At 39.7% G+C, this 22,693-nt stretch carries 21 protein-coding genes; 6 read left to right on the top strand and 15 right to left on the bottom strand.

What is annotated here, in order from left to right; all coding sequences use genetic code 11:
- The first annotated feature begins 175 nt into the window (after positions 1-175).
- A complete protein-coding gene (locus tag AC0VXV_RS00885) occupies positions 176-1,360 on the top strand; it encodes a CaiB/BaiF CoA transferase family protein (RefSeq protein ID WP_475529946.1) in 1,185 nt (394 codons plus the stop codon).
- Positions 1,361-1,405: 45 nt separating this feature from the next.
- On the opposite strand, the gene AC0VXV_RS00880 is transcribed toward AC0VXV_RS00885, so the two are convergent.
- The 3 genes from AC0VXV_RS00880 to AC0VXV_RS00870 form a co-directional block, all read right to left on the bottom strand.
- On the bottom strand, positions 1,406-2,848 hold the full coding sequence (locus AC0VXV_RS00880) for a Fe-S-cluster redox enzyme (RefSeq protein ID WP_475529945.1): 1,443 nt from the start codon (positions 2,846-2,848) through the stop codon (positions 1,406-1,408).
- Positions 2,849-3,047: 199 nt separating this feature from the next.
- The gene (locus AC0VXV_RS00875; protein ID WP_475529944.1) at positions 3,048-3,566 is read right to left on the bottom strand and encodes a hypothetical protein; all 519 of its coding nucleotides are present in this window, start codon (positions 3,564-3,566) and stop codon (positions 3,048-3,050) included.
- Between the two features lie 111 nt (positions 3,567-3,677).
- Positions 3,678-4,973, bottom strand: a complete 1,296-nt coding sequence (locus AC0VXV_RS00870; protein ID WP_475531376.1) for an acetamidase/formamidase family protein — start codon at positions 4,971-4,973, stop codon at positions 3,678-3,680.
- Between the two features lie 252 nt (positions 4,974-5,225).
- Between AC0VXV_RS00870 and AC0VXV_RS00865 the strand changes: the two genes are divergently transcribed.
- Complete coding sequence (locus tag AC0VXV_RS00865; protein WP_475529943.1) at positions 5,226-5,579, top strand: YbgA family protein; 354 nt, start codon at positions 5,226-5,228, stop codon at positions 5,577-5,579.
- A 63-nt stretch (positions 5,580-5,642) separates the two neighbouring features.
- On the opposite strand, the gene AC0VXV_RS00860 is transcribed toward AC0VXV_RS00865, so the two are convergent.
- The 5 genes from AC0VXV_RS00860 to AC0VXV_RS00840 form a co-directional block, all read right to left on the bottom strand.
- Positions 5,643-6,425, bottom strand: coding sequence for an SDR family oxidoreductase (locus AC0VXV_RS00860; RefSeq protein WP_475529942.1), 783 nt, complete (start codon positions 6,423-6,425; stop codon positions 5,643-5,645).
- A 194-nt stretch (positions 6,426-6,619) separates the two neighbouring features.
- Positions 6,620-7,615 carry a nucleotide kinase gene (locus AC0VXV_RS00855; RefSeq protein WP_475529941.1) on the bottom strand — a complete coding sequence of 332 codons (996 nt, stop codon included), beginning with the start codon at positions 7,613-7,615 and terminating at the stop codon, positions 6,620-6,622.
- A gap of 167 nt (positions 7,616-7,782) precedes the next feature.
- Positions 7,783-10,380, bottom strand: a complete 2,598-nt coding sequence (locus tag AC0VXV_RS00850; RefSeq protein ID WP_475529940.1) for a cation-translocating P-type ATPase — start codon at positions 10,378-10,380, stop codon at positions 7,783-7,785.
- 228 nt (positions 10,381-10,608) lie between these two features.
- On the bottom strand, positions 10,609-10,854 hold the full coding sequence (locus AC0VXV_RS00845; protein ID WP_475529939.1) for a spore protein Tlp: 246 nt from the start codon (positions 10,852-10,854) through the stop codon (positions 10,609-10,611).
- Positions 10,855-11,446: 592 nt separating this feature from the next.
- Positions 11,447-12,778 carry an FAD-dependent oxidoreductase gene (locus AC0VXV_RS00840; protein WP_475529938.1) on the bottom strand — a complete coding sequence of 444 codons (1,332 nt, stop codon included), beginning with the start codon at positions 12,776-12,778 and terminating at the stop codon, positions 11,447-11,449.
- A gap of 165 nt (positions 12,779-12,943) precedes the next feature.
- On the opposite strand from AC0VXV_RS00840, the gene AC0VXV_RS00835 reads away from it, so the two are divergent.
- The 3 genes from AC0VXV_RS00835 to AC0VXV_RS00825 all read left to right on the top strand — a co-directional run bounded on the left by AC0VXV_RS00835 (position 12,944) and on the right by AC0VXV_RS00825 (position 16,307).
- Positions 12,944-13,882 carry a Gfo/Idh/MocA family protein gene (locus AC0VXV_RS00835; protein ID WP_475529937.1) on the top strand — a complete coding sequence of 313 codons (939 nt, stop codon included), beginning with the start codon at positions 12,944-12,946 and terminating at the stop codon, positions 13,880-13,882.
- Between the two features lie 154 nt (positions 13,883-14,036).
- The gene (locus AC0VXV_RS00830; protein ID WP_475529936.1) at positions 14,037-15,638 is read left to right on the top strand and encodes a gamma-glutamyltransferase family protein; all 1,602 of its coding nucleotides are present in this window, start codon (positions 14,037-14,039) and stop codon (positions 15,636-15,638) included.
- A gap of 213 nt (positions 15,639-15,851) precedes the next feature.
- The gene (locus tag AC0VXV_RS00825; protein WP_475529935.1) at positions 15,852-16,307 is read left to right on the top strand and encodes a helix-turn-helix domain-containing protein; all 456 of its coding nucleotides are present in this window, start codon (positions 15,852-15,854) and stop codon (positions 16,305-16,307) included.
- Between the two features lie 35 nt (positions 16,308-16,342).
- Here the strand turns inward: AC0VXV_RS00825 and AC0VXV_RS00820 are convergent, their stop codons facing one another.
- Complete coding sequence (locus AC0VXV_RS00820; protein WP_413079883.1) at positions 16,343-16,651, bottom strand: DUF6509 family protein; 309 nt, start codon at positions 16,649-16,651, stop codon at positions 16,343-16,345.
- A gap of 134 nt (positions 16,652-16,785) precedes the next feature.
- Between AC0VXV_RS00820 and AC0VXV_RS00815 the strand changes: the two genes are divergently transcribed.
- Entirely contained in the window at positions 16,786-17,961 is a 1,176-nt protein-coding gene (locus AC0VXV_RS00815) for an alanyl-tRNA editing protein (RefSeq protein ID WP_475529934.1), read from the top strand.
- Between the two features lie 195 nt (positions 17,962-18,156).
- Here AC0VXV_RS00815 and AC0VXV_RS00810 read toward each other — a convergent pair whose 3' ends face one another.
- From AC0VXV_RS00810 to AC0VXV_RS00785, 6 genes are all read right to left on the bottom strand, one after another.
- Positions 18,157-18,513 carry a rhodanese-like domain-containing protein gene (locus AC0VXV_RS00810; protein ID WP_475529933.1) on the bottom strand — a complete coding sequence of 119 codons (357 nt, stop codon included), beginning with the start codon at positions 18,511-18,513 and terminating at the stop codon, positions 18,157-18,159.
- Positions 18,514-18,771: 258 nt separating this feature from the next.
- A complete protein-coding gene (locus AC0VXV_RS00805) occupies positions 18,772-19,590 on the bottom strand; it encodes a metallophosphoesterase (RefSeq protein WP_475529932.1) in 819 nt (272 codons plus the stop codon).
- Positions 19,591-19,627: 37 nt separating this feature from the next.
- Complete coding sequence (locus tag AC0VXV_RS00800) at positions 19,628-20,257, bottom strand: glucose-6-phosphate isomerase (protein ID WP_475529931.1); 630 nt, start codon at positions 20,255-20,257, stop codon at positions 19,628-19,630.
- A gap of 38 nt (positions 20,258-20,295) precedes the next feature.
- Positions 20,296-21,009: a silver transporter gene (locus tag AC0VXV_RS00795; RefSeq protein ID WP_475529930.1), complete on the bottom strand. Its 714-nt coding sequence runs from the start codon at positions 21,007-21,009 to the stop codon at positions 20,296-20,298.
- Complete coding sequence (locus AC0VXV_RS00790; RefSeq protein ID WP_475529929.1) at positions 20,975-21,862, bottom strand: ATP-binding cassette domain-containing protein; 888 nt, start codon at positions 21,860-21,862, stop codon at positions 20,975-20,977. The genes AC0VXV_RS00795 and AC0VXV_RS00790 overlap by 35 nt, the downstream gene beginning before the upstream one ends.
- 4 nt (positions 21,863-21,866) lie before the next feature.
- Positions 21,867-22,238, bottom strand: a complete 372-nt coding sequence (locus tag AC0VXV_RS00785) for a GntR family transcriptional regulator (protein WP_475529928.1) — start codon at positions 22,236-22,238, stop codon at positions 21,867-21,869.
- Positions 22,239-22,693: the final 455 nt, after the last annotated feature.

The raw sequence follows: 22,693 nt of genomic DNA, 5'->3' as shown, positions 1-22,693 counted from the left end.
AGTGTTGGCATTTTCTTTTCTTTTTAAAGCTCTCATTTTGGGTTGGTTCTACTTTTCACTCAGAACTTTCCACTTTGTCACCAATACTTTCTACTTTCAGGCAAAGGTTTTCTACTTTCCTAAATTATCATTTAATAATTCAACAACAACTGTTCAACACTTAAGGGGGATGGGTATGACTATTTTAAATGGGTTAAAAGTTTTGGACTTTTCTTCTCTATTACCTGGACCGCTTGCGTCAATGATGTTTGCGGATCTCGGGGCAGATGTAATTCATGTGGAATCAGAGCGTCGTGTTGATTTAATGCGTATTATGCCGCCGTATGATGAGAACAAGGAATCTTACTTCCATCAGCATTTAAACCGTTCAAAAAAATCTTTGCAGCTCAATTTAAAGTCTGCGGAGAGCATTGAAATTATTAAAAAGCTTATCCAAGATTACGACATTGTCATTGAAGGGTTCCGTCCTGGTGTGATGAAGCGCCTAGGAATCGACTATGAAACACTGCGTGAATACAACCCGCGCCTCATTTACTGTGCAATTACAGGCTATGGGCAAACCGGGCCATATGCAACGCGGCCAGGCCATGATAATAACTATTTATCGATTGGCGGTGTGCTCCATCATTCCCGTTTGAAGGATAAAAAGCCTGTTGCAATGGGTATTCAAATTGCGGATATTGCAGGCGGGACGATGCACGCTGCTATCGGAATTTTAGCTGCTGCTCTTCACCGTGAAAAAACCGGTGAAGGGAAATTTATAGATGTTTCGATGACCGATGCGATGTTTTCGATGAATGCTTTATATGGGACGCAATATCTCGGAAGCGGCCGTCCACCTCAGCCGGAAGAGGAAATTTTAAATGGCGGAACATTTTATGATTACTACCGTACGAAAGACGGTCGTTACTTTTCAGTCGGCAGCCTGGAGCCACAATTCCGCAAACTACTATGTGAAGCGCTTGGCATTCCGGAACTGATCGACAGCACATTTAATGACTCCTACTATACACAGCAACGGTTTAAAGAAGCAGTTACCGATGCGTTTTGCTCGAAAACATTTGATCAATGGCTTGAAATTTTCAATGAAGATTTCCATGGATGTGTAGAGCCGGTACTTACATTTGACGAAGCTTGCGAACACCCGCAAATAAAAGCACGGAATATGCTTGTAGATGTTCAGAAAACGGACGGATCCTCGCAGCGCCATATTGGAACAGCCTTGAAAATAAGCGGTGTTGAACCGACTTACAAACATGTCGGGGCAAAAATAGGTGAACATACCGAGGAAATTTTAACTGCTTACGGCTATACAAAAGAACAAATTGAACAGCTAACAAACGATGGCGTATTACAATAAAACAAAGGGTGAAGCATGCAACGGCATTGCTTCACCTTTTCATTATTAACATAGTACAACACGGCGCTCAATAAACTGGCGCAAATATTGGAAATGATGCGGTATGAGCAAATATTTCTTATAGACCGCTAACAGTTTCTCCACTAGCAGGTCTTCTTCAGCCCAAAATAATATTTTCAACAAATTACATATATGTTGAGATGTCATTTCAGCTATACGATTATAATCGCTGTTTTTATTTAAATATTGCTGTTGCCAAATAATGATTGATTCCCGGATATTTTGTGGCGAACCATCAACAAATTGAGCAATATCGCGTTGAACAGTTGCCTCGATCATATGCAGAATCGTTTCCGTTTCGTCGGCATGAAGGAGCTGAAATATGGCTGCACATGACGCAAGCTCATAATTCTTCAACAGCTCTATCCCAAGCTCAAACTGCTCCTCTTTTACAACACTATTAATCAGTTCATAAAAGACATGCTCCAAGTAGTTTTCCCGGTAATCTTTCACAAGTGTATCGGGCTGCGGGTTCATGCTGCTCAACACATCCGCATATTCAACAACAAGTTCGATCGCATGATTATTTATCCGCTCTTCCTCAATTAAATACATTCCTTGCAGTAAAATACTCCGATAATCTCTTTTATAAACCGCCTCCTGAAACAACATATAGCCAAGCAATGTTTGCTCTTTCGTATTCAATGCAAACTTTCCTTTTGACCAATTTTCCAGTAATACCTGAATGCATTTTCGAAGCTTTAGCATATGGCGTCGCCCGCTCGTAAAATGCGTGCGGACATTTAATAGATGCAGCTGCTTTACTTCATCCGATTTCGGGTTTTCATAATCAATCTTCTGTACAAGCTTATGAATGATTGTCGCTATCCGATTCGCCGTCAATTGTCCGGTAAGCAATGCTTTAAAATGCCTCATTAATTCAACAGGTCTCACAACCTTCATTAAAGGAACTTGTAAAAACAGTGAATAAATCTTTTTCGCACCAATAATTTCCCAGTACTTTTCGTTCGCACTATAAATCGGTTGCACAAAAAAATGATTGTTCACTTTGTACACATAAATTTTCTTAAGTTCTGTTTGTATATGAGATACAGGGACTGGCTTTGAAAAAATATATTCAATCAGCTGGTCAAATGCCACTTCTCCCTGTGTATGTAAAAATGAAAATAGCGCTTTTCTGTTTTGCTGCTTGGCAAAAAACTGCTCCATTTTTTCATTCACTGTATTCGTCTCGTTAACTGAATCATAAAAAAATAAATCTAATCTTCCCCAATAGCTTTTGATTAACTGAAAGCAAAATTTCTCTGCACGCTCCTGCTCCAACAAAAATTCATTGCTTTGTATAGGTGCGCCCCAAATCGCAGTTTGTTTTGCAAATAGAAACTTTTCTTCCAAAGCTTGCTCTAGCTTTTCCCCTGTTTGTCCGTTCGTCTGTTGAAAGAGCTGCTCATCAAATGAAAGCAACAACAAAGATCCCTCCATTTTTCCACCTTATTTCTATACAAAAATATACCAAAAAATAAATGTATATGTAACATTTTTGAATTTTTAACTTTTCTTCAGGCTGATTCCACAAAAAAATAGCATATCGTTTCATTTGCAGCAATTCGTATGAAATATTGCTTAAAACATACGTACTAACAATAGAAATCGATATGCCTCTTAACTATTCGTTATGCAAAATAGAGGTCACGATAATTTTTGATGGATTGGCTTGCACTGGTTTGCTTTTTGTTGCACGGTCATAAAAAACGAACAGCATCTTTCCTTCCAAATCCTTCTGATTCACTCGTTTTCCAATTAAATCCACTATTTCCGTTTTTTCACTGACATGGAGTTTAAGCTTCAGCTGATCACAGTAAAGCTGCCGGTCAAATGCACCGACACATACTTCGCCATCTTTATCAAACTGATCAAAAATGATCAATAGTGGTGTTGTATGAGGCGGGGAAACCATCGGCAACGGATTTCTGGAATCGATAAAGGCAATAATTTTCGCCTTTACCGGAATGGCAGATGCCCCAATTTGGTGCCCGTCCTTTGTCATTAAAGGCGTTTTTGATGTAATTTGGAATATGACTTTCTTATTGCCGTCTTTTTCACTAATTGCTTCAATAATACCAATACCGGACTGAACGCTAATCGAGATGACAAGAGCTTCTATCTTCTTGATCAATGGCTGCATCGCTTCATCCCCTCTACTTTTCTAGTAATTTCCTATTTCCCAAAAAATAAAGAACAAAAACTTATCTAATTAACTATGATATTACTGCAATTAACAATTGATGGACGGCATTCAGTCATACTGACGCTTAACTGTTTTAAACAATCGGGCTTTTTTCAGAAGTGTTTTTGGTATTTGAACCGTAGCAGTTACAACACCCGGGTGTCTTCCTATTTCAATTCCACCGGTAATGGTTGCACGGTTTCTCACTTCTTCCACTGTCAGTTCAAATAAATTTGCCGCTCGCTCGAGTGCATTTTCTGTAGCTACATTTAAGTTAACCCCTGTTCCTACAATCGACAACGGGAAACTTTCCTCAACCTGCTTCACACCAAATTCCTCAGCCAATTCCCGTGCAATACGCTTTTCTTCTTTCGTAAAAGGTCTTGCAGTATAAGGCAAATCTTCAACAATCGGCAGCAAGATGGGACCTTCCAAGTTCACTTTTTTCAGTACACTTACCTGTAGCTGTACAATACCCGATACATCAGTCGTATGTCCGGCAATTTCACCATCGCCCTGCATTGCATGCATATCCCCTACATATACACCGCCACCAGGAACCTTTACAGGACATATGACAACAGCCCCTTCGCGCACACGGTTAATATCCATATGCCCATCTGTACGATGGATATTCAGCTCGTCTTCGGTCATCGTAAATTCATGCGGTGCTCCTATTAAAAACGTTCCGAAATCACCGGCATTATGAGAATCGGGCATTGCTTTTGATGGCGTTGTTCCAAGCTGTCCGACAAACGGACGCATTCTTGCAAGTACCCCGATAAGGTCGCTCGGCGCGAATGAAGTAATCGGATTTTGAACCGAATTTTCCGGAGTTCGCATATAATTTTTGCTGTCTTGAGCAATCCGGCGCGCAGCTTCCTTTCCGACTGTTAATCCGACATTCCCTTTTGAATTAAATGCCATCGTATATCCGTTGGAAATTTTAAATGGTGTTGTATCCGTCCCGCAAGTCATACATTTTATAGACTCCTGACCGATTCCTTCTACAATTGTCGGCGGATGAAGCTTTCCGCAACCCGGGCATTTCACCTTTACGAAAGGATCTCCGATAAAACGTTCATTTTGTGCTTCGTCTGTTCCCGAAGAAGTCGCAATCGATGTAACTTGAATGGACTTAACTTGAATAACGATTGCATCCCCGACTTCCGCGCCTTCCACATATACGGGCTTCGTTACTTCGTGTCCTCCGCGAATCGTCGGTGTAATCATTGGGCCCCAACAACCAGGAGCTGTATTGGCTATGATTGTACCCCCATCTTTTAAAGGCCCTAACATAGGTGCATTCGGATTTAACACACCATCTGTAAATTCATTGACGAATATTGTTTCGGCAGCCTGAATAACTGGTTTATCCCGGTACACCGACTCTCCTGTTAATTGTCCATTCACTGATGTTAGTTCATTTACCATTGGAATCCCTCTTCCTCTTCAATTTTAAGTAAATTCAGTAAATTTAAAAGCTATCTTCATTATACAAATTTTTTACACTATAAGTTGGATTTGACTCCTCATAAAAGCAAAACTTTTATCTATCTTATATAATGTGAACAACTAGTAGATTATGCAAAAGTGGAGCGGGAGGAGGAATCTTTTATGGATCAAAAAAAGACGGAAATCCTTTGGCGTGAGGAAAAATATAATGTGATGTTTTATAGCCAAAATCACTACAATGCAATTCGTCAGGCGATGAAAAATAAAGCCTCTTATGAAGATATTTCAGCGCTGATCGAACAGGCATTAAGTTTAACTCCAACAGAAGGCAGCATGCGCAATGCTTGCCAACATATGTGGGGTTATTTTAAAAAGGTTGCAACCGAACAAGAGAAAAAAAAGTACGAACAATTGATACAAACAACAAATTTCAATGAACTGTTAACCTTTTTAAAAGGACTGGCAGAGGAATACGAAGTAACGTATTTACGGGAAAGCCGGATATTGAATCGTTAAAAAAGAAAGAGAATCTAATGGAAAAAAATCCCCTTAAAGTTTGTTTTAAGGGGATTAAAACATTTAATATTTATAAGACTGACCGCCGTCAATTGGGATAACTGCTGCGTTAATGAAGTCCGCTTCATTTGATAGCAGGAATGCTACTAAATAACCGACTTCTTCCGGCTTACCGAAACGTCTCATCGGATTCGGCTTTACAAACTCCTTGCCGACTTCCTCCCAGTTATCGCCACCCATTTGGCGCAGTGATCCTTCTACCATTGGAGTCATAATCGCACCCGGGGCTATTGCTTTAATCGAAATTCCGTATTGGCCGTATTCAATCGCCGAGTTACGCGTTAACCCGACAACACCATGTTTACTAGCCGCATAGCCTGACTGGTTTCCGACACCGCGGATCCCGCCAACCGAGGCAGTATTGACAATCGAGCCGTACCCTTGCTCCTTCATTACTTTCAGCACATATTTCATACCATAGAAGACACCGTTTAAATTGACGGATATAACTTTATGAAATTCATCAATACCGTAATCTCCAGTTAAGTTTTGCTTCCCTTCAATTCCCGCATTGTTAAAGAAACCATCAATTTTGCCGAATTTTTCAACTGTTTGATTCACAAAATTTTCAACTTCACTTTCTGTAGCTACGTTTGCTGTCACTAACAATGTTTCAGCATTTGGAGCTGCTTCCAGCACTTTTTTCTTCGTTTCATCCAGTCCTGCCTGATTTAAATCTACGAGTACAAGCTTTGCACCTTCCTTTGCAAGCTGTAATGTGGCAGCTTGTCCTAATCCCGAACCTGCACCAGAAACAATTATAACTTTTCCTTCAAAACGATTCATGAGTTGTCCTCCTTTGTAATGAAAAGCTCACCATCAGCATACAGTATTTTCTTTTTGAGTAAAATTTATAGCTCCTAAAAAATTTATTATTTCGAAAACTTATAAATTATTCTGACCATTTAGTTCTACCATTAAAAATAAGGCATGGATCCGGTATGAATTCGGACCCATGCCTATTAAAATTCTTATCTTAATTAAAAAAGCTCAAATAGTAAGGCTGTTCGTTTATCGAATTCATCCAAATTGATAGCAGCATCTATTGCTTCACGGACTTTCCTTTCCTGTTCTGCGTACTTTGCTGCAAAATGTTTTGCATCTGCCATCGTTGCTTTGTACTTTTCTACGATTGCTTCTATATTCTTTTCCTCTTCTTCTGTCGGATGACAATGCTGGGCAATATCGAAAATTTCATCACCAGGACGATTTTCATCCGGAAAATACACATGCGGCTCCGTGCTGTCAAAAATACAGAATTTCAGTTCAGGGATAATGACCATATCGATCGAATTGGAATCAAGTCCGCACCAAACGAGTTGTACATCAAACCCTCTGCTTATCGCTTCGTTCGCCAACTTTTTCATCATCGAAGACTTCCCTGTTCCTGGATAACCTTTAATAAACAATCTCTTTTCTAGGTTTTGTGTAATACTTTGTACTGTGTCCTGAGCACCTGTTGGAGTTAATGTTCCAAGTAAACGGTGAGTAAGCTGGCCGGATTTCTGCCGATTCGTTGCACCAAATAGATTGTTCGACAACTCAGCAAACTGCTGATCCAACCCGCTCCATTCCATTTGCTTTCTCGTCTCTACTTCCCAGTCATCATGAATGTGAATAGCATTTGAAAGCTTAGTAAAGCACCGGTCGTAGTAGGCTTGTTTCGATTCGTTTACCGAAGACAAATTTCCACGCAATGCAATGTGATGTTCATCCAAACAGTCATAAAGGGAAATGACATGATCCCTTACCCCTGGCAGTTCCGGTTCTATAGATGGGTTTGTCGCTTGAACAATTAATATACGATGAGGGGCTTGAATATAAACAGCTTCGACCGTATTTTCAAATAAAGGATCATGGAAAAACTCAATGTGTGCATTTTTTTCATAGTAGTGCGACCCGATTTTCTGCAGTAACTCCGAAACTTTGAAACCGTGCGCTCCCTTTAATAAATACACAGCTTTCGCTTCATCCATCAACTCTTTATAAATATTTTTAATACCCTGCCCTGTCATTGCCTGGCCGAAGAAATGTTTAATTGTCGTGCTAATAATGTCATCCTTCCATAACCTTGTTAACTTTATTTTTATGTTAACCGGCTAAATAAGTTGCCATATTCTGTTTTGTTCATCAAATTTTCTATTTACGCCTTGGCAGATCCGAAAAACAGCTTACGGACCTGGATAATAACTAACGGTACTAATGATAAACCGTAAATCATTAAATATTGGTTATTTGTCAAATTGGCTACCTCGAATAACCCGTTGATCAGTACAAAATTCAGTATTGTAAACCCGAGTAAGAAGGCAATCCACACTGCCAAGTTCGAGAAAATTCCTATTTTAAAAATGGAATCTTCCGAGCGGCAATTGAATCCGTGCAGCAATCTAGATAAACATAATGTTGCAAACGCCATTGTTGTCGCAACTGCTGTATCACCTGTTGATAAGCCTAACTGGAAGGCGATGATTGTAACTGCAGCAATAATTAGTCCTTCAAATCCTACTTGGAATACGAATTTTTTATTTAGCAATGACTCATTTATATTCCGCGGTTTTTCCTTCATCAGCTTCTTATTATGCGGTTCCAAACCAATCGCAATCGCTGGGAGGCTATCCGTCAATAAGTTGATAAACAACAGGTGGATCGGGAGAAACGGAGCCGGTAATGTGAAAAGCGTCGCATATAAAACAACGAAAATCGCCCCAGCATTTCCGGATAACAGGAATTTAATCGCGTTTTTAATATTGGCATAAATACTCCGCCCATTCGAAATCGATTTGACAATCGTTAAAAAATTATCGTCTGTTAAAATCATTGCTGACGCATCTTTGGCCACTTCCGTTCCTGTTTTCCCCATTGCTACACCAATTTCAGCCTGTTTTAACGCCGGAGCGTCATTTACCCCGTCCCCGGTCATCGCAACAACATGTCCTTTTTCTTGCCAAGCCTTTACAATCCGAATTTTGTGCTCCGGGGATACACGGGCATAGACGGAGAAACTTTCAACCTTGTTTTTCAGTTCCCGGTCCGAAAGCTTTTCAATTTCTTTTCCTTCAATTGCTTCATCAGGGCTTTTTAAAATGCCAAGCTGTTTCGCAATCGCAATTGCCGTAATTTTATGGTCACCTGTAATCATGACAGGCTTTATTCCCGCTTCAATACAGTCTGCAACTGCCTGTGCCGATTCATCACGCGGAGGATCCATCATCGCAATTAGTCCGACAAAAGTTAAGCCTTGCTCGTCCTTTTCGCTTATATTGGAAGAAAAGACTTCTTTATACGTAATGGCAATTACCCGTAATCCAGCATTCGAAAATGCAGCATTCGCTTGATTAATCTGTTCCAGCTGCTTGCTCGTAATAATTGAACTGCTGCTTGAATCGATACGGCTAATACGGGGAATAAGCTCGTCCACTGCGCCTTTTGTAATCATGACATTCCGGTTCCCCATTCGGTGAACGGTACTCATTAATTTCCGAGTAGAATCGAAAGGAATTTCTGCAACACGCGGATGAAGCCCACGGATCAATTGCTCGCTCAATTCATACTCATGTCCTAATTTTACGAGTGCAAGTTCTGTCGGATCCCCTATAGTTTTATCCTTTAACATTATGGAATCGTTGCACAGTATTGCGAAATCGAGCAATTTTTTATGATTCGGGTTGGTCGGCTCCAGCTCGTTGGAGGAGAAAAATTCCTCGCCCGTATAAACTTCCTGAACAGTCATTTTATTTTGTGTCAGCGTCCCGGTTTTGTCTGTACAAATAATCGAAACACTTCCCAAACTTTCTACTGCAGGCAATTTGCGGATTATCGCATTTTCTTTTGCCATATTTTGAGTCCCTACTGCCAGAACAATCGTTACAATCGAACTTAACGCTTCAGGAATTGCCGCGACAGCCAAGGAAACTGCAAACATAAAAGAATCAATCAGCTCACGCCCTCGAATAATATCCAAAGCGAAAATTACGATACAAATAAAGATAATTCCGATAGCAAGGCGTTTTCCAAATTTATCAAGATTGACTTGCAAAGGTGTTTTTTTCTCTTTCGCATTATCGATCAGTTTAGCAATTTTTCCGATCTCCGTGTTCATCCCGATTGATGTAACTGCTACTGCCCCACGACCATTTGTTACAAAGCTTCCGGAGTACACCATGTTTTTTCTGTCTCCTAGCGCAAGCTCTGTTTCAACAATCGTATTGGCTATTTTATCGACCGCCAAAGATTCGCCTGTTAATGAACTTTCATTTATTTGCAAACTATGACTTTCAACTACTCGTCCATCCGCACTAATAGAATCGCCTGCTTCCAAAATGAGCAAGTCCCCCACTATTACATTTCTAGATGGTATTTCAATAATTTCCCCGTTACGTTTAACTTTTGAAACGGGTGCCGCCATTTCTTTCAAACTGTTCAATGATTTTTCTGCTCGTGCATGCTGAACCGTTCCGAGAATGGCATTTAATATAATAACGATTAAAATGACAATGGAACTGTCTGTATCTCCAAGGAAGATTGAAACAATGGCCGCAACAATTAAAATGAGCACTAAAAAATCCTGAAACTGCTCGAAGAAAACTTGGAGAATACTTTTCTGCTTTCCTTCTTTTAATTCGTTATAGCCATACTTTTTCTGGCGGCCACGGACTTCGTAATCAGTTAATCCATATTGCGTCACATCTAACTTTTTCATTACCTCTTGTACAGATGCTTGGTAATACTCTGTTACCTTCATTTAAAGCCTCCTTCAAGTCATTTGGTTGGTGCAAATAACTATTTTGAGCAATCCCATTTAAAATAGAAGAACTCTCCCAAAACACTGTATGATAGTTTTAGTATGAAAATGAAAACTTCCGAACAAAAATCTCTTAAAACTTAGTTCTGTTTTATACATAAAAAAACGTTAATCTAAAATTAAGATTAACGTTTAAAACGGGTTATTCATTTATAAACTAAGAAAAGGCTATTTGAATGAGTCTCTTCTAGCTTTGGTTGCTTTTCTTTCTCTGATTTGTTCTTCCATTTGGGCAATAGCTGTTCTGCGACGTGCATTTTTTTCTTCAATATTTTCCAGTTCCTCAGGAAATGCAAATTCTTTACTAATTTCAGCCTCGTGTATATTTTCTTTTGTATTGTTAATCATTTTCCCTAAACTTATCGCATTTTCCGATCCTTTGTTAAAAACATCATGTCTGTCGTTTTTCATCATGATTCCTCCTTTTCGATGATAAATTTAGTTTGTTTTGCTTCAATTTATTTATTCCAAAATAATTTTTCCTTTATTTCGTCACAGATGTCATATTTTTGTTATACAAATACAATAAAATAATTTTAAAAAACACTAAAAATACCTTCAAATCGTTGATACGAAAGGCTTTGCTATATAATTCGATATTTTACATGTTATTTACATATTCATTAAAATGGCGTTTTGTTAATAATTATGCGCTATAGTATGGTTAAGTTCAAAACAAGTAGTGAGCCTTCATCATGATTCCACCTTTGCAGAAAGTCATAGCTGCTAGCATGAGTGAACGCATAACTATACATAATTAATTTGAACAAATTTGACTAACACCTCTTTGCCGATTACGTCACAGCGTAATTGTATCCAAACGTTGGATATCCACCCGAGGTTTTAACTTCAATTAGCGAGTGTTTATACACACACTTAAAACAAATATAAACACTTCCTCCAGCCATCTTGCAACCTTTCATAGAGGTGGGTAGATGCTACTAATAGAAGTTAAGCACCAAAAAGCTCCAGCTATTTCCCAATAGTAGCTGGAGCTTTTGACGTTTTATTCTTTTTTACCATAGCGTTTGGGTGCCTGCATAATCGCATCCCAAACGCCGCTAAATGGCGGTGCATACGCTAAATCCAAGTCCAACAATTCCTCAAAGGTCATTTCATTGTAAAGCGCTGTCGCAAATACATCAATCCGTTTATCAACACCGTGCTTTCCTACTATTTGGAGACCAACTAGCTTGCGGCTTTGCTGTTCGACAAGCATTCGAAGCTTCATCGGCTGGACATTCGGATAGTAGCTTGCAATATCATTTACTTCCATTACATACGCTTCTACAAGTGCATTTAAATGATCTGCGGCTTCATTATTTAATCCTGTCATGCCGATATGCAGGTCGAAAAACTTTAAGATGGATGTCCCGACAATTCCCCGGAACTTCTGATTAAAACCGGCTATATTCAACCCGGCAATTCGCCCTTGTTTGTTTGCTGTCGTCCCAAGCGGTAAGTAATCATCCTTTTGGTTTACACGGTTAAAATGAGATGCACAGTCCCCTGCCGCATACACATTAGCAATCGAAGTCTCCATTTTTTCATTGACAATAAGTGCCCCGTTTTCCAGCTTGGCAAAACCTTGAGCAAACTGTGTATTTGGACGTACTCCTGTCGCGACGACGACGAGGTCTGTTTTATACACACCACTATTTGTCCGAACTGCCTCCACAAATTCGGTTCCTTCGTAGCCTATCGTATCTTCATTTAATAATACTTCCACACCATTTTTGACTGCTTCCTCATAAATAATATCTGTCAGCTGCGTATCAACAATCGACATTAATGTGCTTCCGCGTTGAATGAGACGCACATCCAGACCGCGCTCCCGTACTGTTTCAACAACTTCCAGACCAATATAGCCCCCACCGATGACCGTGACGTGCTTCACATTCGGCAGCTGTTCCATCAGTTCATTCATTTGCGGAATTGTTTTTACTGTATGAATCCCTTTTAATTGGGCATTTTCGATTTTCGGCATAGTCGGTGATGCTCCTGTAGCGATGAGCAGTTTATCGTATATAAATTCGAATGGCTCCTTGCTGTTTACATCAATGCCACTCACTTTTTGCAGTTTTGTATCAACTGCTGTCACTTCATGGAAAATGCGTGCATCAATTCCGTATTTCGAGCGGAACTCCTCGACATCCCTTGCAATCAAATCTTCTGTATGAGGGACTTTCCCGTTAATTACGTACGGCAATCCGCATTGTCCGTATGAATAAACCTCCCCTTTTTCCAATACGACAACGTGGGCAGCCTTATTATTGCGCACAATTTCCATTGCTGCACTCATTCCTGCCGCGTCGCCTCCTATAACTACAACTTTCATACTTGATCCACTCCTCAATACACTTTTCTCTTCTTTTAACATGCTACCGAAAACTGTTTCTATTTATAGCATATCATTCCTTGATGTTTTGTAATCCTATGTATTCCCAAAATATGTTACACTAACTATCAGAAAAATCCTACATTTCGCAAAGGAGCAATCTAAATGACTAAAACAACGACGATTGGCATTATCGGTACCGGTGTTGTCGGTGAACGCATTATTAACCAAGTACTACAAAATGAACATTATGAAATTGCGGCAATTTTTGATACGAATGAATCACGTACAGCACAATTGGCCGTTAAATATAATGTACCCACTACTAATGATTTACAAGCGCTATTGTATTTAAAACCGGACTGGGTGTATATTGGCACACCGCCTGTCAGCCACGCAGCATTAGCGGCTGAGATCGCAAAGCACAAAATACATATTCTATCGGAAAAACCGCTTGCCCATGATGCTACAGACGGAGAAACGATGGTACGCATTGCAAACGAAGCAAATGTACAAACAGCGATGCATTTTCCGTTAATGTACGGTGCGGCAGTCCATCGGCTAAAACAAGAATTGGCAAAAGATATGGGTGACATTACACGTATTGAGTTGCATACGTATTTCCCTGAATGGCCGCGTAAATGGCAGCAAAACCCTTGGATTGCTTCACGTGAGCAAGGCGGGTTTATTCGGGAGATTTTCCCGCATTATTTGCAATTAACGCACCATTTATTCGGTGATGTTGAAATTTTGGCGCATGAAACAGCTTATCCTGAAGATGAAGCGCTGTGCGAAGTTGGAGTATCTGCTTTGGCGAAAACAGTAAACGGCATCCCAATGGTCATTAACGGGCTTGCAGGCATTGGACAGGAAGAGCGCATCGACTTTAAAATTTTCGGAACAGATAAAGTTGTAACATTACGAAACTGGTCCGAAGTTTACACAAGCAAAGCATATGAGCCGGAAGTGGAAATTACCCTTACCGAAACCCCTGAAACAATGCTTGAGGCATGCCGAAAAGTAATTTTAGGCGAGGAAGCATTTGTCGTACCATTCGAGGAAGGCTTAAAAGTGCAGCGTTGGATTGATGAATTGCTAAAATAATATGACTATGAAGTTGTTCGGAAAGCGAATCCCCTTTCCGAACATTTTTTTATTTCGGATTGTGAAATATTTAAATTGTAAAAACCTGCTTTTTATACTAAAATAATTGTAATATTCTTTTTATTGCGTCATTAAATCAAAAGGGGGATTATTTTTGGACTATTTACATTATCCGTTTCCAAGCAAACGTAATACAGTCATAGCTAATCGCGGAATGGTCGCAACATCCCAGCCGCTCGCAGCACAGGCCGGACTGGATATTTTGAAAAAAGGCGGTAACGCAGTCGATGCAGCAATCGCAACAGCAGCAGCACTTACTGTTGTTGAACCTACATCAAATGGAATCGGCGGGGATGCATTTGCGCTCGTCTGGATGAAGGATGAGCTTTACGGGTTAAATGCTTCAGGTCCTTCTGCCAAATCGATTTCCAAAGAAGCGTTAACAGAGCGGGGATTAGATAAAATTCCAATGCATGGAGTTATCCCGGTTACTGTTCCAGGCGCTCCATCAGCATGGGCAGCCTTATCGAAGCGATTCGGGAAATTGCCGTTAAGCGAAGTATTGGCCCCTGCCATCTCCTATGCAGAAGAAGGATATCCGATTTCCGTAACACTCGGACAATACTGGCAATCTGCCTATAAAAAGTATAAAAAGAATTTCACATCCGAAGAATTCCAACACTGGTTTGATACATTTTCAATCGATGGACGGATGCCGGAAATCGGTGAAGTATGGAACTCCCCAGCACACGGAGATACATTGCGTAAAATTGCCAAAACAAATGGTGATGCTTTCTACAAGGGCGAAATCGCAGATAAAATCGATGCTTTCATGAAAGAACATAATGGCTTTATTTCAAAGGAAGATTTGGCAAGCTATACGCCCGAGTGGGTAAACCCGATTAAAGTACATTACAAAGGCTATGACGTATGGGAAATCCCGCCGAATGGCCAGGGTATTGTTGCACAAATGGCATTGAATATTTATCAGCATGCCGAGCCAAAATGGCAGGATGCACAAACATTACATAATCAGATTGAAGCGATGAAGCTTGCATATACGGACGGTAAAGCATTTGTCACAGAATTAAATGACATGCCGGTAGATGTCGAAACACTCTTATCAAAAACATATGGAGAATCACGATTCGCCGAAATTAAAGATACGGCAATTGATCCGAAACGGTTCGATATTCCAAAAGGCGGTACGGTGTATTTGGCTACAGCCGATGCAGATGGGAATATGGTATCGTACATTCAAAGTAACTATATGGGGTTCGGTTCAGGAGTTGTCATTCCTCAAACGGGTATCACACTTCAAAACCGCGGGTATGACTTCTCTCTCGATGAAGCACATCCGAACTTCTTAAAGCCTGGAAAACGAACTTTCAATACAATTATTCCAGGGTTCTTGACTAAGGATAATGAAGCGGTTGGTCCATTCGGCGTAATGGGTGGCTATATGCAGCCTCAAGGGCATTTCCAGGTCGTTACATCCACAATCGACTTTGCACTCAACCCTCAGGCAGCACTTGATATGCCGAGATGGCAATGGATTGGTGAAAAGCGCATTGAAGTCGAACCGCACTTTCCTAGTTATTTAGTGCATGCATTGCAGCGTAAAGGCCATGAAATTCATGTTGCAGTCGATGGCGGCAGTTTCGGACGCGGTCAAATTATATGGCGCGACCAGAAGACAGGCGTATTGTACGGTGGAACAGAACCACGTACAGATGGCGCAATTGCCGCTTGGTAAAATATTTTATTAAAACAAAACAGGAGTATCCCGTTAAAGTAATTTTGCAGGATACTCCTGTTTCTATTTTTTCTTTTTTGGATCATCTTAATGTATGATTAAACTGCGTAAATTGCCGTGGCAACACGAGGTTGCGCCCTCACGCACCTATAACTATCTTTACTTTACCCGAATACTTCATCAATACTGAAAACAAGGAAGGGAATGACTCACATGATTTTTAGTGAACGATTAAAAAAAGAGCGAGAAAAAAGAGGTTGGTCACAAGCGGATCTTGCCGAAAAAATTCATGTTAGTCGCCAATCCGTTTCTAAATGGGAAACTGGGAAGAACTATCCGAGTATTGAAGTAATCATTGATTTGAGTGATTTGTTTGGCATCACTATCGATGAAATGTTGAGGAGTGACGGAGAATTGAAAGAAAAAGTAATTCGAGATAGTAAGAAATTGGCGTATCCGAAATGGAAAGCGTTCTTTGATAGCGTATTTTTATTAGGGGCATTTTTATTGGTTGTAAAACTGATTATTATGGGCTTAAATCATTTTACTGGTATGGATGTTGTCATTCCTGAAGGCTTACCAAAAATCCTATCAAACTTCTTGCCGTTAGCTTTAATGGTAATCGGCGGAATTGTTGCAGACCAGTTAAAAACAAAATATATTGATTAAAAAAGGTAGCGCATGCGCTACCTTTTTTATACTGATTATTCAGCTTCTGTTTCACTTGAATCAGCAGATAATTCCTCTTTGCAAAATGCTAAAATCATCGCCTCTTCGTCTTCTTCCAATGCAAAATCCAAAAACTCATTATTTGCTTTGTCCGTAATAAAATAGTTCACGATGCGTACGTTGTCGTCAATTACCCCAACGATTACGCGAATTTCTAATCCTGCAGCGGAATACAGTTCATCTTCCTCATCCACTTCTACATCTAATAAAAACTCATAACGCTTACCTTCAATAATCTTTGTCGGATCTAAAATTTCTTCTATTGAAAATTGCGTAATATTCATATTCATGCTCCTTCCGGGAAATGCTTCTATTTTATCATAAACGAAAATTGCCCCGCGTCAAATAACAATCATTCAATTACACCGTGACAGCAACGTTTTCATATGACAAACTAGAAATTAAGGAGTGATGGACTTTGAAAAATCTATTTTATTACGAAGATGCAATGATGAAAGAATTTACGGCACAAGTGGTGAAAACAGGTAAAGACGAAACAGGAAATTTTATCGTACTAAACAATACTGCATTTTATCCTACTGGTGGCGGGCAACCTCATGATACCGGCTGGATTAATGAATTGGAAATTATCGATGTTGAGAAAATTGAAGAGGAAATTCGTCATTATACGGAAGCCGATGTGTCGAATATTTCCGGGGAAATATCCGGGAAACTTCATTGGTCGCGCCGATTCGACCATATGCAACAACATGCGGGACAACATATTTTAACAGCAGCCTTTGTCGAATTATTCGATATGGCGACAGTGAGCTTCCACTTAGGAACAGAGCTTGTCACAATCGATTTAAATGTTGGCGAAGTGTCGGAAGATCAGCTGGCAGCAGTAGAAAAACGGGCTAACGAAATTATTTTGGAAAACCGTCCGATTGAAACTAAATGGGTGACAAAAGAAGAATTAGCGCAGTATAACTTACGGAAAGATGTAAAAGTCGACGAAGATATCCGTTTAGTCATTATCCCAGACTATGACTACAATGGCTGTGGCGGTACACATCCTACTTCTACCGGACAAGTAGGCTTGTTGAAAATTTTATCTACAGAGAAAATGAAGAAGCAGATTCGTGTACACTTCGTCTGCGGTAATCGCGTTTTACAGCAGCTGGCTATGCGTAAACAAGTTTTAAGCGATGTGGCACGCCAATTGAGCGCACCGGAAGAAGAGGCAGCTGATGCGTTGCGTAAATTCGCGAAAACAGCAAAACAAACTGAGAAGAATTTAACGGAAGCGCAAGAAGCCCTTCTTGAATTCGAAGCAAAAGAATTAGCAAGCGAAACAGTTGCTGCAGCGACATTTGAAAACCGCTCGATTCAGAGCCTGCAGAAGCTGGCACGTTTTATTACACAGCAAAACGGTGATGTAATCGCCCTGCTCGTTGCAAATAATGAAGACAAGCTACAATTTGTTGCGGCACGCGGAAGTGAGCAAACAAAATCGATGAAAGATATTTCTGCAGCTGCTTTACCTCTCATTAATGGTAAAGGCGGCGGAAATGATGCACTTGTACAAGGCGGCGGTGAAAAAACCGTTTCAGCTGAAGCGCTGATTGAGGCAATGAAAGAAGCTGTACAATAAAGTGAAACTTCAATCCGTGGGGGTTTTCCCCTACGGATTGTTAGTTGAACCAATCGGGCTTTTACGGGTAGTTGATCTCCCGCCTATTCCTTTGCCCTGCCTAAACCTGGAGATTGGCGTCTTACTACCCGTTAATGCGGGATAAATGAAAAAGAAGCTAATGATGGGTTGAACCATTCGTTAGCTTCTACTGCTTTATCCTGCCCGTAGTCCATTCATCCCTCGTCGAACATTTGTTATATCGGTATAACCGAGCTTTACGAGTTCCTTGCATGCTTTATTACTGCGCGCACCACTTTGGCAAATGACAACAATAGGCCGATCTTTCGGCAAATCCCCTAAATAAGTTCCAAGCGGACGATTAATAAACTGAGGAATGTGGGCCTCTTTATATTCTTTTTCCGTCCGGACATCCACAAATACATATTTCTCGTCTTCCAGTAAAGGCTGCAGTTCTTTTGTCGTAATATATTTCACGCCTTTTTTCGGCATAAAACGCACGATCATTACAATGATTCCCACCATTGCAAGTAATGTAATAATCCCTTCCATTTGCATACTCCTAAAATCTGTTTTCACTTATTTTACGATACTCTGCACAAGCTTACGAATATTTTGCGCTATTAGAAACGGAATTGCCCCTTCGATTTTATTAGAACAATGGAATACTTTATTTGAACAGTTTACCTGTTTATTAGAAGAAAGGGACCCTATTTTAGAACTTCTTGTTCATTTATTAGCCATTCACAATATATTAGAGCTTTTCTGAGTTTATTAGAAAACACGCAGCATATATTAGAAAACTACTAACTAGCTTTCCTTTTTCAACTCAACAGCATAAATTTCAGGCAGATTAAAGATCCGGTAAGGAAACAGACTGTTCCCTAATCCCCTATTTACTATCATTTCCGTTTCCTGCTGCTTATAAATTCCTGCAGTGTATTTTGGCATGAATCCTTGTGTTGGCGCAAAAAGCCCTCCGATAAATGGCAGACGAATTTGGCCACCATGTGCATGCCCTGTTAATACTAAATCGATATCCTTTTCAACATATGCCTCAAACAGCTCAGGACGGTGCGACAATAACACTGTGAATGCATCCGGATCCATATTGTAAACCGCTTCATCAATCGACTGGCCCACTTCTTTTCCCATTAACGGGTCCTCAATACCCGCAATGACGATGTGCTCTCCGTTACGCTCCAACTGTACCGCATCATTCGGCAATACATGGACACCGAGCTCACTTAAAGCCGTATAAATTTCATCTGTTAAATTCAATGCAACTTCGTGGTTACCCAGTACATAGTATACGTCCGCAATATCGACTAACTGGCGGACAGCCTGCAAGCTGTTTTCCAAGTCATAGCGGCGACTATCAACTAAATCACCTGTTATGAAAATAGCATCCGGTTTGGTAGCCCTTACTTTTTCTACTAACCGTGATTGATTTTCACCGAATGTCGCATCATGAAGATCGGTCACTTGGGTAATCCGGTAGCCATCAAAGCTCTCCGGAATTTTCTCTGATTCATGTACATAATCGGTTGTGACAAGCCAATTATTATTTATATATAAAAATAGATAGACAATACCTATAAAAATGATTATTTTCAATAACTTTTTCAATTTATTCGCTCAATTCATTGTGAGTTTTAAGCAGCTACTAATACCACCCATCCTTATCAATAATATTGAACTGTTTCGGAACATTCAAGTGTAAAATCCGTTTACCAATTAATTCGTTGAGTGGATTATTATAGCTTTCATACTCAGAAGAGTTAAATAGTTCCATAGACAAACGCATTGATTTCGCCATGATTTCCGTTTCGCTCTCCACAATGTACAGTTTATTTTCATTCCACTCAATTTTTGGTGCTATAACATACGGCGAAATATAAACTCGATTCAAGTACAGCGGTGTTTCATAATAAGAAGCTTCTATTTTATTGTCAGCCGAATCCGTCCATGAAATAACGACCGGTAAGTAATGGCCTGTTTGATTGCGTACAACTTCAATATTTTCTTCCGTTGCTTCAAAAGTTTTTGTAAATTTTAAGTGCTCTTCTTTCAAACTTTCAAACCGGCGATTTTTTAAATCTATCTCCAGCTGCTCAGTTTCCTCCATTTGCTGCTGTAAAACTTTATCAGAAGCAAACTTTTCCACATTGCCCGACACAAACAGCAAATAAACAAGCGCTACTATTCCACAACTAAAGTAAACTACTGCAAACCAAAACGTCCGCTTCGGCTTCCAAATTTGTACCTTTGAAACTAACATGTTTGTAAATATCATAGCTATACCTATTATTAGGAGAAGTATCAAAACACCACTCATATGCGTGTCACCTCTCTTTTCTGGCGGATCAATGCAATCAGAAGCCAAATAACAATGACATAAACAGCACTTCGCCCGATAATCTGCATTGTTCCATCACCAAAAACAAACTGCCATGTATCATACGTATATTGCCGAATTAGCAAGAAGATACCGGCAGCGAGTATGATAAAAGCGATCTTTGAGAAATCAAACACAGCATGCAAAAAATAGCCGATCGATGCAGCGAGTAATGCACAAACAATAAAACCGCTAATTGCAGTAAGTGATATAGTAGAGTCGTAATATATATTCTGCTCTCCCGTACTCAACAGATTGATTAAAACCGAAATAGTTAAAGTGCTAATCGCAGCTGCAAGTGTAAAAATACATAAAACTATAAAGAATATTCCTGTCGATACGACTTCTGTCAGGTTTGTCGTTACAATCGAATAGTTTTGACGGGAAAGCTGCTTCGAAGCGAGCATCCACCCTAAAATCAACATTAGCATGATTGTATAAATGAAAAATCCGTCCAGTGAATAGAATTTCTCTTTATAATTTGCAAAACTGACGCCTCTTCCTACAGTGCCACTCATACCACCTGAAAGTAACCCCATTAAAATATATACTATTAACACCGTACTGAACATCGAGCTATACGCCTTACATTTCCACTTCACCTGCTCAAAAATATTACGCATTGGACTTACTGTTACGATAGATGTCATCAACGGAACCTCCTTTCGATGTCGTCAACACTTTGCATACATCACTTGCCGATAGATTTTGCATCCTCACTCCTTCAGGTAATGGCAATCCACTGTTTTTCACAATGGCTTCAAAAATTGGGTCGTTTTCATATGACACAAGCACTTCATACGCTTTTAATAACGGCTCCACGTTCTCTTTTTGCCCTACTAGCTTTACTGCAAGCTGCTGCACTTCTTCAACAGGTGCGAATAACTCAACTTTCCCTTCATGCAACAGTAAAATGTCTTCGATTAAATGCTCAATTTCATTTAAATAATGGCTGGAAATGATCATTATACGTGGATATGCCAGAAAGTCCTTTAAAATAACGCGGTACATATCATCACGGATTTTCTCATCCATGCCATTCGTTGGCTCATCCAGCAATGTTATCGCACAGCGGCTGGCAATACCGTATATTAAATTGAACACTGCTTTTTGACCTTTTGATAGGTGGTGGTGGTGATTTCTCTCGGATATCCGACTAAACTTCAATAGTTCAAACGCTAATTCTGTTGCAAAGTTTTTATAAAACTTTTCACCCGATTCAAGAATTTCCTGTAAATTCATCACAGATGGAAATGTCATCGCATCCTCGATAAAAATGGTGTTTGCTGCAACCGTTAAATCTTGAAATGGTCTTTTACCAACGACTTCAATTTTTCCGTCCGACGTTTTTACATGCCCTGCCAATATTTTTAGCAATGTCGACTTGCCGACACCATTGCGTCCAATAAGCCCAATAATCTTTGGCTCCGTAATTTCAAAAGATAACTGTGTCAAAATCATTTTCCTGCCGTATCGTTTTTCCACTTGTTCGCAAAAAATCATTCGTTCACCCCTCCTTTTGAATATGGCTGATCAGTTCAATCAAATCTTCATCCATCACGCCTAAACGTTTTGCTTCTTCTACGATTTCCTTTGCCATCTTCGTCAATGTATCACTTCGTCTGGTTGTTAAAATCCGATGTTTTGCATCCCCGATTACGAACATTCCAAGCCCTCTCTTTTTATATAAAATTTCTTTTTCTACTAAAATTGTCAGCCCTTTTCCTGCGGTCGCCGGATTAATATTAAAAATTTCGGCAAGCTGATACTGGGAATAAACTTTTCCTTCCGGAAGCAGCCGATCCGCCAATATCTCATTTTCGATCCATTCCGCTACTTGCATATAAATAGGCATCGTACTCTGTGTATTAAAAATCAAAGAGATCCTCCTTTCCAAGTTATCCGGTGCATTAGTGTTGTAATGTACTATATAAAAAACGAGCTTATTTGTCAATAAATCGAGAAATATTATCCACATATACTATTTATCCACAAAGTTATACACATTAACGTTGATTATCCACAATTTAATCACGATTTTTCAACAGATTGCATTATACTTATCCACAAAAAATATTGTGGAATTCTATTTTAGAACAAGATTTCAAAAAAATATTCGAATATATTTTCATTTGTTCTAAAAATCGTCACATCTTTCTAAGTTAAACCTACCAATTCTCATAAAAAAACGAATAATTTAATTTCTTGTACTAATGCTTAGTTAAAAAATATATAACTGTCCCCTTACCTATGGATAAATGCGAAACTTTATCTACAAGTTATCCACAATGCCCTATTTTTTATCCACTAAAAAAAGCATTCTAAAAGCGACAT

Source organism: Solibacillus sp. iso_87, from assembly GCF_056173085.1.
Note: the sequence above shows the minus strand (reverse complement) of the source record. Positions and strands in the feature narration are given on the sequence as shown.